General features: G+C 34.2%; 15 protein-coding genes. 7 read left to right on the forward strand and 8 right to left on the reverse strand.

All coding sequences use genetic code 11. The annotated features are described in order from the left end of the window. Window positions 1-176: 176 nt before the first annotated feature. The 8 genes from GZ63_RS0113315 to GZ63_RS0113350 are packed head-to-tail and all read right to left on the reverse strand — an operon-like array spanning window position 177 to window position 5,222. Window positions 177-929 carry a class I SAM-dependent DNA methyltransferase gene (locus GZ63_RS0113315; protein ID WP_029270357.1) on the reverse strand — a complete coding sequence of 251 codons (753 nt, stop codon included), beginning with the start codon at window positions 927-929 and terminating at the stop codon, window positions 177-179. A gap of 2 nt (window positions 930-931) precedes the next feature. Beyond that, a complete protein-coding gene (rsfS, locus tag GZ63_RS0113320) occupies window positions 932-1,291 on the reverse strand; it encodes a ribosome silencing factor (RefSeq protein WP_029270359.1) in 360 nt (119 codons plus the stop codon). Beyond that, the gene (gene yqeK, locus GZ63_RS0113325) at window positions 1,292-1,867 is read right to left on the reverse strand and encodes a bis(5'-nucleosyl)-tetraphosphatase (symmetrical) YqeK (protein WP_029270362.1); all 576 of its coding nucleotides are present in this window, start codon (window positions 1,865-1,867) and stop codon (window positions 1,292-1,294) included. Further along, window positions 1,857-2,423, reverse strand: a complete 567-nt coding sequence (locus GZ63_RS0113330) for a nicotinate-nucleotide adenylyltransferase (protein ID WP_029270364.1) — start codon at window positions 2,421-2,423, stop codon at window positions 1,857-1,859. The genes yqeK and GZ63_RS0113330 overlap by 11 nt, the downstream gene beginning before the upstream one ends. A gap of 32 nt (window positions 2,424-2,455) precedes the next feature. Beyond that, complete coding sequence (gene yhbY / locus GZ63_RS0113335) at window positions 2,456-2,746, reverse strand: ribosome assembly RNA-binding protein YhbY (RefSeq protein WP_029270365.1); 291 nt, start codon at window positions 2,744-2,746, stop codon at window positions 2,456-2,458. A 1-nt stretch (window position 2,747) separates the two neighbouring features. After that, complete coding sequence (gene aroE, locus GZ63_RS0113340) at window positions 2,748-3,587, reverse strand: shikimate dehydrogenase (protein ID WP_029270368.1); 840 nt, start codon at window positions 3,585-3,587, stop codon at window positions 2,748-2,750. A gap of 12 nt (window positions 3,588-3,599) precedes the next feature. Beyond that, a complete protein-coding gene (yqeH, locus tag GZ63_RS0113345; protein WP_029270369.1) occupies window positions 3,600-4,703 on the reverse strand; it encodes a ribosome biogenesis GTPase YqeH in 1,104 nt (367 codons plus the stop codon). Between the two features lie 3 nt (window positions 4,704-4,706). After that, complete coding sequence (locus tag GZ63_RS0113350; RefSeq protein ID WP_029270370.1) at window positions 4,707-5,222, reverse strand: YqeG family HAD IIIA-type phosphatase; 516 nt, start codon at window positions 5,220-5,222, stop codon at window positions 4,707-4,709. Between the two features lie 383 nt (window positions 5,223-5,605). Between GZ63_RS0113350 and sda the strand changes: the two genes are divergently transcribed. The 7 genes from sda (at window position 5,606) to mnhG (ending at window position 11,353) form a co-directional block, all read left to right on the forward strand. Beyond that, on the forward strand, window positions 5,606-5,755 hold the full coding sequence (gene sda / locus GZ63_RS0113355; protein ID WP_029270371.1) for a sporulation histidine kinase inhibitor Sda: 150 nt from the start codon (window positions 5,606-5,608) through the stop codon (window positions 5,753-5,755). Between the two features lie 304 nt (window positions 5,756-6,059). Continuing rightward, window positions 6,060-8,393, forward strand: a complete 2,334-nt coding sequence (locus GZ63_RS0113360) for a Na+/H+ antiporter subunit A (RefSeq protein ID WP_029270372.1) — start codon at window positions 6,060-6,062, stop codon at window positions 8,391-8,393. Next, on the forward strand, window positions 8,394-8,732 hold the full coding sequence (locus GZ63_RS0113365; RefSeq protein ID WP_029270373.1) for a Na(+)/H(+) antiporter subunit C: 339 nt from the start codon (window positions 8,394-8,396) through the stop codon (window positions 8,730-8,732). Next, window positions 8,725-10,206: a Na+/H+ antiporter subunit D gene (locus tag GZ63_RS0113370; RefSeq protein ID WP_029270374.1), complete on the forward strand. Its 1,482-nt coding sequence runs from the start codon at window positions 8,725-8,727 to the stop codon at window positions 10,204-10,206. Before GZ63_RS0113365 ends, GZ63_RS0113370 begins: the two co-directional genes overlap by 8 nt. 7 nt (window positions 10,207-10,213) lie before the next feature. Beyond that, entirely contained in the window at window positions 10,214-10,690 is a 477-nt protein-coding gene (locus tag GZ63_RS0113375; protein WP_029270375.1) for a Na+/H+ antiporter subunit E, read from the forward strand. Further along, on the forward strand, window positions 10,690-10,998 hold the full coding sequence (locus GZ63_RS0113380; RefSeq protein WP_029270376.1) for a Na(+)/H(+) antiporter subunit F1: 309 nt from the start codon (window positions 10,690-10,692) through the stop codon (window positions 10,996-10,998). Before GZ63_RS0113375 ends, GZ63_RS0113380 begins: the two co-directional genes overlap by 1 nt. After that, window positions 10,979-11,353: a monovalent cation/H(+) antiporter subunit G gene (gene mnhG, locus GZ63_RS0113385; protein WP_051681500.1), complete on the forward strand. Its 375-nt coding sequence runs from the start codon at window positions 10,979-10,981 to the stop codon at window positions 11,351-11,353. Before GZ63_RS0113380 ends, mnhG begins: the two co-directional genes overlap by 20 nt. The last annotated feature ends 53 nt before the right edge of the window (window positions 11,354-11,406 follow it).

Here is an 11,406-nt window from a genome sequence, read left to right on the forward strand (position 1 = left end):
TTTTTTGAGTGGTCTATTCAATGAGGGACACATCCTTTTGAAGAAAATATCATAAGGGTGGGTGAGATAGGTAAGAAGCACGCTTCAAGGGGATCGTGCAGCAGCTTCTATATTTATATTTATTCGACGTAGCTTGTTTATTTCCTTTTTTTAAAAAAAGGATCGGGAAATTTGTATTATCCCGACCTTTTTTCCGCTATAAAGAAAATTCTCTCTGCCTCTTGGATATTTTCATGATGATTTAACGAAAAATCATAGCCTATTTTTAAGTTTTCAAATCCTGCTTTCACTAATAGTTTTTTGTAAAAATCAATTTGATATGTTTTTTGATGGTGATATTCATCAAACCGCTCGTAAGAATTGCCATCAAACGTGAAAAATGTTAAATCATGATGCATTTCTCCAGGTGTGTCTCCTTCTGTACAAAACCATATGTATGAAACATCATCATTAACATCAGCAAAAGTTTGATTGATGCAATTAATTTCAACATGGTGCAGTGAATGGATATCAAAAAGAAACAGGCCGCCATTACTTAATGAATCTGCTACTCGCTGAAAGACAATTTCTAGATCCTTGTCTTCTGTTATATAATTTATCACATCACAATAGCTAACAGCTGCATCTAGATTTGATAATCCCTTCAGTTCCCGGAGATCTTGATGCAACCAGTGGATTGGGAGTTTTTTATCATGTGCTTTCTGTTCTGCATATGCGAGCATGTCTGATGAATAATCAATTCCAATCATATTGTAGCCTTCATCAGCCAATAAAGCTGTTATTTCACCTGTGCCACACCCTAAATCAGCTACATTTTTAATCTTTTTCCCAGATTGTCTAAAGACTTCTTCTGTAAATTGCAGCCACTGATCATAAGGTGCATCCATCATAAGCTGATCATAGACGTAAGCCATCTTTTGATAGACCATATTTATCTTTCTTGACCTATCTGTAAAGGTATTTGTGATGCATCTCCCCATAACCGCTCTAAATTATAATAAGACCGTTCATCCTTATGAAATATATGACAAACAACATCACCAAGATCAACTAAAACCCAGCGTGCTTGTTCGAACCCTTCCATTCTTTTAATAGATGCTATCTCTCGTTCTTCAACGGAGTCTTTAATTGATCGAGCAATGGCCTGTACTTGTCGCTCTGTATTGCCTTCACAAATTAAAAAATAATCTGCAACAAGTGATACCTGATTCATATTTAATGCGACAATTTCCTCTGCTCTTACATTATCACATGCTTCAGCAGCGATTTCTAGAATTTCCTTATTATCCATTTAGTTATTCCCTCCGTTTATTTGTTTTGTGAAAAAATTATAGGCATGAAATGAATCTGGATAAATAAGCGCATTTTTTTTCATTAAAAACTGGATTGTATTCCGAGATACTAGCCAGCAGGCATAATTTAAATTATTGTAGGCTGTTTCTCTAACTTCATCAAGTCCTGGAAAACTTCTCCCTGGTTCAATATAATCTGCTAAAAAAAGAATCATGTCCAATTTGTTCATATTTGCTTTACCAGTTGTATGATATCGAATAGCGCTTTGTATAGCGGGATCAGTTATTCCGTATTCCCTTTCAATGAGTAAAGCCCCAACAGGTCCATGCCATAATTCATGATGATAATCTAATAAGTCTTTTGGGAGATGGCTCATTTTGATCCATCTTTTTAATTCTTCCTTCGGCCGATACTTTGCATAATCATGAAAAATGGCAGCGAGTTCGGCCTTTTCATAGGTTTCGTGATAAAATTTCGCTAGCTCAACTGCTGTTTCTGCTACACGCAGCGTATGTTCAAATCGATCTTTCGTCAGATGAGGTTCTACATGTGCTATAGCATCATCAATCTTCATACAATCGCTTCTCCTTTATGTATGTATACACTGAATCAGGTATAAGATACTTTACAGTTTTATTAGCTTTTAATCGCTCTCGAATAAAAGTAGAGGATATTTCTATCAATGGAATATCTATTTTTATAATTGGATATTTAGAGTTCAGGCGAAATCCTGATCTTTTCACTCCAACAAATGTTACCATGTCGACTAGGCGATCAATATTATGCCAATGTGGTAAGTATTCAACCATGTCAGCACCAATAATAAAAAAGAATTTCGCTTCATTAGCCTCTTCTTTTAATGTACTCATTGTATCAAACGTATATGATTTTCCTAAACGATCTATTTCAATTGTACTTACTTTAAAGTTCTTATTATTATAAATCGCTTGCTCGACCATGTGAACACGGTCTGTTCCTTTTGTAGATGCTTCATGCTTATGAGGAGGTTCATAAGTGGGAATAAACCAAACTTCTTCTAGTTCGAGCGCAATACGAGCTTCCTCCGCTATAAGCAAGTGTCCTAAATGAGGTGGATCAAAAGTTCCGCCTAAAATACCAATGCGCTTCATGTTATGCTCCTTTTTTATCTACTTATAGTAGTTTAAGGTAATTGTATTTGCTTATTTTCTTGTGATTCTTTATAAAGTACAATACTGTTTCCAATTACCTGCACTAGTTCTGCTCCAGTGTGTTCAACCAATTGATTAGCTACCGTGCCTCTATCATCTAAGCAATTTTGTAATATACTTACTTTTATTAATTCACGTTTTTCTAAGGCCTCCTGGATCTGTTGAATCATGTTTTCATTTACACCTGCTTTACCAACTTGAAAAATAGGCTTTAATTGATTTGCCTCTGCACGGAGATATCGTTTTTGTTTTCCTGTTAACATATTATCTTCCTTCCAAAATATTTTTTAATTGGTCATCCATATCATTGACCGGCATTTTTTGATTCGTCCATATTTCGAATGCATACTGAGCCTGATATAAGAGCATGGTATGTCCGAAATGGATGGATGCTCCTTTAGATTCAGCGGCTGAAAGTATTTTTGTTTTTATTGGCTGATAAATAATATCGCTGACGATACTGCTCTCTTTTAAATTTTCCAGCGAGATAATGCTTCTATCTTCGTTAGGCTTCATACCTACAGATGTCGTCTGAATGATGATATCGTACCTGCCAAGTCGCCGTTCAGCTGAAGTCAATGTCAAAACATTCGTGTTCACGTATGAATGTTTTGCTATTTTCTCTGCACTTTCAGTTGTTCTATTTGCTATGTCTATTTGTTTAAATCCCGAGGAAACAAGCGAGTAATAAATCCCCCTGGCAGCTCCTCCAGCGCCAATAAGTAAGATGCGAGTTGATTTTTGCGTGAACGCTTCAGGATATTTTGCCTCTAATGACCGAACATAACCAATACTATCTGTATTGTAACCAGTCCATTTCCCGTTACGGTTTACAACTGTATTTACGGCACCAATATTTTGTGCTTCTTCATCCACATGGTCTAAGTAAGAAATAATCTTTTGTTTATACGGAACGGTAACATTAAATCCATCTATCCTATTTTGCTTGAATTTCTCCATTTGATCTGCAAAGTTCAGACCGGGATCTATCTCTATAATTGAATATTCACCTTCTAAATTGGAAGCTCGTAAAAACTTTTTGTGAATCCATGGTGATAATGAATGTTTTATTGGATATCCAATTAGTCCCAATTGAAAACTCATCATTTATCCTCCTTACAATAATGATTTTCTGAGGGATGCAGCTAGACCCTTTGGGGTATGAACTGCTACTGTTACATTCCCTTCTGGAATACTTACCCATCCAAGCCCAGGAAAAATAATATCTTTCTTTTTTTCAGTAATACGATAGGTGCTTTCTGTCAGAGGTGGAAGAATTTCCAATGTTTCTAAATCAGGTGGAAACAAAAGGTCACCAATTTGATTTTTGTAGAGTTGATCTGCATTTTCTAATTTCGTACGATGAATTTTTAAATGGTTTGAGAAATAACATACAAAAGGCTGTTTTTCACCTTTTATAAAATCGAGTCTAGCCAAGCCCCCCAAAAAAAGTGTCTGCTGACTATTAAGCTGATAGGTTCTTGGTTTAATTTCTTTGTCCGGCGTTATGATTTTTAAATCATGTTCTGAAACATAATGAGCCATTTGCTGCCGGTTAACAATTCCCGGTGTATCAATTAATGAAGATTTATTATTTAATGGAATGCTAATAAAGCCAAGCGTAGTACCAGGAAAATAGGATGTTGTAATAACATTATTTTCTCCAGTAGATTGTTTAATTAGGCGATTAATAAATGTAGATTTCCCAACGTTCGTCGTTCCAACAATGTAGACATCCCCATTTTTCCGATGATTTTCCATTTGAAATGTTAATTCATCGATTCCTTGTCCTTTTTTAGAAGATATTAAAAATGTTTCTTTAACATGAAGCCCAGCATCCTTTGCAGTAGATTGTAGCCATTGAACGAGTTTTCTCTTGTTGGTAGATTTTGGTAATAAATCAACTTTATTTCCTACAAGAATGATTGGATTATCGCCTATTATCCTTGGCAAGCTTTTTATCAAGGTTCCTTCTACGTCAAATATATCAATAAGATGTACCACTAAAGCATTCGTATCTCTTATTGCACTTACCATGTTCAAAAAATCATCATCCGTTAGGGAAACGTCTTGAATTTCATTATAATGTTTTAGACGGAAACATCTCTTACATAAAACTTCTTCTCTTTTTAAGGCGGATTTAGGGGCATATCCTATACCTTCCTTGTCTTCCGTTTGGAGATGAACGCCACAGCCCTGACAATTTAGTTTTGTATTCAAACCTCATTCCTCCCAGCTTATCTTACCCTGTTTTTGCATATAACGCAGGATTTTTCTTTCGATTATTCGGTTTATCCTTGTAATTTTTTCGTCAGTTTGTACAATCGGAACAACTAATACTGTATAAAATCCAGCACGATTACCACCAAGAACATCAGTTAATAACTGATCTCCAATTACAACAATTTCCTCCTTTTTCAAATGCATCTGTTTGGCTACCGATTTAAAAGCACGTGTTAAAGGTTTCCTCGCACTATATACATACGGGGTACCTAATGGTTCTGAAAATATTTTAACACGTTCTAATTTATTATTTGAAATGATTGTAATCTTAATATCATGTTCTTCCATTCGTTTAAACCATTCGATGATTTCCGGTGTTGCGTCTTTCACATCCCAAGCTACAAGCGTATTATCTAAATCGGTAATTATTCCTTTTATTCCTTTTTGATGTAAAACCTCAGGTTTAATATCAAACACACTTTTTACGTATTCATTCGGTAAAAAATTCTTTAACAATTTACAACACCTCATTGTACAATCTCTATTTCATTAGTATAAAACTATTTTATATGACAATACAGTATTAATCCTATAATATCTTTAACGATAAGTGAATATCAAACTTTGTGTATATATGCTTATTTAGTTGAAAAATGTGCTTTTTCGAGGGACTTTAACAAAAAAACGTTCGACAAATTATGTCATATTTCGCATTGTGGATAACTTTACCCACATTATACAGCCTTATAAAATAGTACTTTTACAACAAATTATTCCTTTATTAACAAGTTATCTACAGGCGTTTGTAGATAACTTGAGTCTTGTTCTACGTTATGAATCATGCTAAATTAGTAGTACATCAATAGAGACGAAAGCAAACTTTAAAGGGGGCTCTATTTATGGAACATTTGTCAGATGAATTGTTGCTGGAATCATATCATAAAGCAAATGAATTAAATTTAAGCCCAGATTTTATATTGCTGATTAAAGAAGAAATTCAAAGACGATGTCTGATGCATAAGATAAAGTGTGCAAATTATCAATCATAAAATCTATGCAAATGGAAATAGCTCTTGTCATTAAAACAATGATAGGAGTTTTTTATTTTTCCTGGCTCTATAATATGTTAAACTAATTTTTGGATTTGCTAATTTCTAGCCTGAAATTCAGGAATTCCACGGTTTGATTTTCCTGTCTTATTCACTTCCTTCTCTCTAATTTCATTTTCCTTGCAAACAATAAATCGATTATATCGTTTAAAATAGAATGGAACTTCATTCTATTTATTGATAAGATAGTAAAGTGTCGAACATTCAATAGGCAATTTTATATTTTAAGGAGGATACCAAGTAAATGATTTTCGCAGTATTAATACCACTACTTTTTGCTTGTTTTGTTCCTATAATAAGCAAAATAAAGCATAAAGTACATACTGGCTTTTTTGTTTTTGTTATACCTTTCATGATTTTCCTTTATTTTATTCGATTTGTTGGTACAGGTTTTTCACCTATTAGAGATACATATAACTGGATTCCATCTTTGGGAATCAATTTTGATTTTTACTTAGACGGATTAAGTTTATTATTTGTTTTATTAATAAGCGGTATCGGAACGCTTGTAGTTCTATACTCCGTATATTATTTAGACACTAGCGAAAGATTAGGACAGTTTTATGTTTACTTGCTTATGTTTATGACTGCAATGCTTGGTGTTGTGTTATCTGATAATGTATTTGTTCTTTATGTGTTCTGGGAGCTTACGTCTATCTCATCATTCTTGTTAATTGGGTATTGGCATTTTAATGAACGTTCTAGATATGGCGCTTTAAAATCGATGCTGATTACGATTTTTGGCGGATTAAGTATGTTTGCAGGTTTTATACTCTTAACAGTTATAACCGGAACTACCAGCATACAAGGAATGATCGAACAAAAAGATATTATTTTAGACAGTACATATTTACCGCTAGCATTAGGTTTTATCTTGTTAGGGGCATTTACAAAGTCTGCTCAATTCCCGTTCCATATCTGGTTACCTGATGCCATGGAAGCACCTACTCCTGTAAGTGCTTACCTCCATTCTGCAACAATGGTGAAAGCAGGGTTATTTTTAGTAGCACGTTTTTCACCAGTATTTTCCGGATATGAATGGTTCTTTATTGTGGTAAGTAGTTTTGGGATTGTTACACTGTGCTGGGGATCTTATATGGCTGTTAGGCAAACAGATCTAAAAGCAATTCTGGCATTCTCTACAATAAGTCAACTAGGTATGATCATGGCCATGTTAGGGTTTGGAACAAAAGTAGCAGTGTTTGCTGCTGTATTTCATATCTTAAACCATGCTACATTTAAAGGAAGCTTATTTATGGTCGCTGGAATTATTGATCACGAAACAGGAACAAGAGACATTCGTAAACTTGGTGGTTTGATTTCCTTTATGCCTATCACAGCAACGCTCGCCCTTTTAGGAACATTTTCCATGGCCGGCGTTCCCCTGCCATTTTTAAATGGTTTTTATAGTAAAGAATTATTCTTTGAGTCAACACTTAACTTAAATGAAGGTATGAATGGGGTCACAAATTTTCTTGTGCAAATCGTACCATATCTAGCGGTATTTGGTAGTATATTTACCTTTGTTTATTCAGTTTACTTTTTCTTTGGTGTATTTACAGGAAAAAAGAATTTAGATAAACTTCCTAAGAAACCACATGAAGCACCGGTTGGAATGCTGCTATCACCAATCGTTTTAGTATTAGGTGTTATTACTATTGGGTTGTTTCCCAATCTCGTGAATGGTTCATTTCTTGCACATGCAGCCCAATCAGTCAATCATGCTTTTGAATACAAAAATATTCAGTTTTGGCATGGTTTTACAACACCACTACTAATGTCACTTATAGTAGTTGGCATTGGTGTTATTTTATATCTTACAAGAACAAAATGGGATGCTGTTTACCGCCTTCTACCTGGAAATTGGAGCTTTAATAAGGTATATAATGTTATTTTGCAAACGATAGATACTTATTCTAATAAAGTTACCAACGCTTATATGAATGGTTCTGTTCGTACGTATATGGCTATTATTCTTGGTACAACGTTCATCGTTACATTGGTATTTTTACTTGTTACCGATGGAGTTACAATCAACTATGATAATCTTGCTGATATTACGATACTCGAAATATCCGTTGTTCTCATTATCACAATAGCTGCTTTAGGAACAATTTTTTCTAATAATAAACTTGCTGCTATTTTAATACTTGGTGTAGTTGGCTATGGTGTAGCTATACTGTTTGTTATTTATCGGGCACCTGATTTAGCATTAACACAATTAGTCATTGAAACAGTAACAGTAGCATTGTTTTTGTTATGTTTTTATCATTTACCACAGCTTAGAAAACGGACAGAATCGATTCGTACAAAAAGCATTAATGCGTCAGTGGCAATTGGATTTGGAGCATTAATGAGCTTAATCGCTATATCGGCCCATAGCAGTAACTGGTTTGATACCATTTCCGACTATTTTTTAGAAACCGCTCTATCTATTGGAGGCGGGACTAATGTTGTCAACGTTATTCTCGTTGATATGCGAGGACTGGATACATTATTTGAGATAACTGTTTTAGGTATCGCAGCTCTTGCTATCTATAGCCTCATAAAGTTAAAAAAGAATGAGGAGGCAGATTAAATGGAAATCATTATCTCCATTTTAGCGGGGATTCTAATTGCTACAGGTGTTTATAACCTATTACAAAAACAACTATTAAGAATCGTTATTGGTACAGGACTGCTGTCACACGGAGCACACTTGTTTATTTTAACAATGGGTAAACTCAAACGTGGACAACCCCCAGTGTTAGAGGATAATATAACCAATTATACAGATCCTTTGCCACAAGCATTAATATTAACATCCATTGTTATTAGTTTCGGAGTGACTAGTCTTATACTTGTACTAGCATACCGAACCGCTAATGAAAATAAGACAGATAATATGGAACAATTAAGGGGTAACGAAAATGAGTAATTTAGTTATTTTGCCAATCATCATTCCTTTAATAGCGGGGATCATCGCAGTTTTTTTAAATAAAAAAGTTGTGATTACCCGAGGGTTAACAAAGATATTCATAATAGCAAACCTGGCGATCGTATCATATATGACATGGATTGTTTTCAATAGTGGATCCATCATTCTTGAAACCGGATCTTGGGTCGCTCCATATGGGATTATTCTTGTAGCTGATCCATTATCTATTGTTCTTGTTTTGACCACGAATATTGTCGCAGCAGCCTGTGCTTTCTATGCGCCATATTCTCTTTCACTAAAAAAAGAACAACACTATTTTTATGCTTTTTATTTCTTTTTAATCTCAGGAGTTTCAGGAGCATTTTTAACTGGAGATTTATTTAACTTATTTGTGTTTTTCGAGGTTCTTTTGATGGCTTCCTATGCACTTATCGTTCTTGGTGGAGATAAAGTTCAATTAAGGGAGTCCATCAAATATGTATTAATAAATCTTTTTTCCTCGATTTTATTTGTTACTGTTGTAGCTTTTTTATATGGTGTAGTTGGTACTGTAAACATGGCACAAATCGCTGAGCGGGTGCAGGAAGTTGAACAAAAAGGAGTCTTAACTGCGATTGGAATTCTTTTGTTCTTTGTTTTTGGTACAAAAGCAGCTCTATTTCCTTTATATTACTGGATGCCGAAATCGTATATTGTCCCTAATCCTGTTATTTCTGCCCTATTTGGTGCATTACTAACAAAAGTTGGAATTTACTCGATACTTAGAGTGTTTACGTTAATCTTTATTCATGAAATTAATTTAACACATGAAATGTTCATTTGGATAGCTGGACTCTCTATGGTTTTTGGAATTATAGGTGCCTTATCAACAAATAACATTAAATTAATTGTTGCGTATAATGTGATTCCTGCAATCGGCTTTATTATCATGGGTATTGGGATTTTTAACCAAGACGCAATAAGTGGGTCAGTATACTACTTAATCCATGATATGATTATTAAATCGGCATTGTTTTTAATTGTAGGTGTAATCGCATATGTGGCTGGAACATCGGATTTAAGGAAAATGAGTGGTTTAATGCATCATTATCCATTATTAGGCTGGCTTCTTTTTGTATCTGCATTTGTACTTGCGGGTATTCCACCTTTTAGTGGGTTCATAGGAAAACTGTTATTATTAAAGGGTGCCCTTACAGACGAAAAAATAGCAATTGTGATTATCGCACTCCTTACAAGTTTGTTAATTCTTTATTCGATCATGAAAATATTTATCCGAGGATTTTGGGGAGAAAAAAATACTACGATGGAATTGGGTAAAAGATCCATGAAGGGATTTATAGGACCCATTGTATTTTTACTTACATTTTCTGTTGTTCTAGGAATTGGTGCAGAATATATTTATCCATCAATTGACACTATTTCGGCATATCTACTTGATCCAGAACAATATATTGATTCTGTTTTAAAGGAGTAATTGACTAATGGCCTTTCAAATTGTTATAAATTTAATTATCGCTTTCATGTGGATGTTCTTGAGTGAAACCTATACTGCCCCTAGCTTTATTGGTGGATACATACTTGGAATGCTTCTATTGCTTTTATTGAAACGGTTTATACCAGGGGATTTTTATATAAAGCGAGTAATTAGTATATTGAAGCTAATTCTTTTGTTTATTAAAGAGCTTATTTCATCGAATATTGATATTGTAAAACTTGTATATACACCAAAGTTAGAATTTGAACCGGGTATATTTGTTATGCCAACCGATTTAAAAAGTGATTGGGAAATAACTCTACTAGCAAATTTAATTAGTTTAACGCCTGGTACGTTAACAATCGCTGTATCAAATGATCAGACAGAATTATATATTCATGCAATGGATATTGATACAGTAGATGAGTCCATTCACGATATAAAAAATACATTTGAAAAAGCGATTATGGAGGTAACCAGATAATGAATATCCTGCAATTTACAGAGCAATTACTACAAATAACAGTTTTCATATCTTTCATTGGTATATCTATATCGTTTTTTTTACTTTTATACCGTATTCTTATAGGACCAACAAATCCCGACCGGGCAATAGCATTGGATCTTGTTGGTATTAGTTTAATGGCTTTAGCGGCCCTTACAGCGGTTTTTTTAACAACAACAAAATTGAATGACGTCGTATTGTTAATAGGCATTCTTTCATTTATTGGAACACTTGGTATTGCAAAATATCTGGAAAAGGGTGTTATTATTGATAGAGACATGGATTGATATTATTGTAAACTTAATCATTGTTCTACTTTTATTGGCAGGAACTTTCTTTATTTTATCAAGTTCCATTGGAATTAATCGTTTTCCAGATGTTTATACCAGGCTACATGCAGCGACAAAAGCATCTACATTAGGTATTGCAGGGATATTAATTGGAGCATTTTTATTCTTGTATGTATCTGAATCGATTATCAGTGGAAAACTTTTATTAGCCATCTTGTTTATACTTCTTACAAACCCAGTATCTGGTCATATGATTTCCAGAGCAGCACATAAAGCAGGTGTTAAACCAGTAACCAAACATCAAAAAGATGCATATGAAGAAGCTATTCAACAATATAAATCGAGTAGGTGACTAACCATTACTTGGTTAGTCGACCTCTCACACCACCGTACGTACGGTTCCGT

Origin of the sequence: Virgibacillus alimentarius, assembly GCF_000709085.1 — a bacterium.
GTDB lineage: Bacteria > Bacillota > Bacilli > Bacillales > Amphibacillaceae > Virgibacillus_B > Virgibacillus_B alimentarius.